This is a genomic window from Pseudomonas sp. 32_A, from assembly GCF_017490905.1.
Lineage (GTDB): Bacteria > Pseudomonadota > Gammaproteobacteria > Pseudomonadales > Pseudomonadaceae > Aquipseudomonas > Aquipseudomonas inefficax.
In genome coordinates this window covers 1-457 of record NZ_JAFGYI010000315.1, presented here as the reverse complement: position 1 = coordinate 457, position 457 = coordinate 1, and the positions used below count along the sequence as shown (strand labels likewise).

The window sequence follows — 457 nt, the reverse complement described above, 5'->3', positions numbered from 1 at the left end:
CTTTAATCCTTGAACGGCGGGGGCTCTCGCTGAAACAGCGCGGCTCGCAGCAGCGGATGAACTTCCGGATGTTGATCTGAGCGACAAAGGGCTCAAAATCACGCCACTCGATGACGCAACGCCAGCGGAGGCCGATGTGCTCACGCAGCAGGCATATGACTTGATGCCGCGCGTGAAGATCACGGATCTATTGTTCGAGGTCGATCAGTGGACCAACTTCACGCCGCACTTCACGCATCTGAAGAGGGACGCCGAGCCGCCTGACCGGACGCTGCTGCTGACCGGCGACTATGTGTGGCAGGCCAACAAACGCGTTGCCAAGGGGCGATTCCGGCCCTTGCGCCACAGAAAAGCGGCGGGGCCGCCTTGGCGTACGAAAAAATCCGTTTCTTGAGGGAACCCCAAAATGCGTGTGCACGAGCGCGAACCGAGGCGACGGCATTAGAGTTCAAGGGAC

At 59.7% G+C, this 457-nt stretch carries 1 pseudogene; it reads left to right on the top strand.

The annotated features are described in order from the left end of the window. Positions 1-40: 40 nt before the first annotated feature. A pseudogene (locus tag J5M58_RS28165) lies at positions 41-283 on the top strand (hypothetical protein); the annotation flags it as partial. Positions 284-457: the final 174 nt, after the last annotated feature.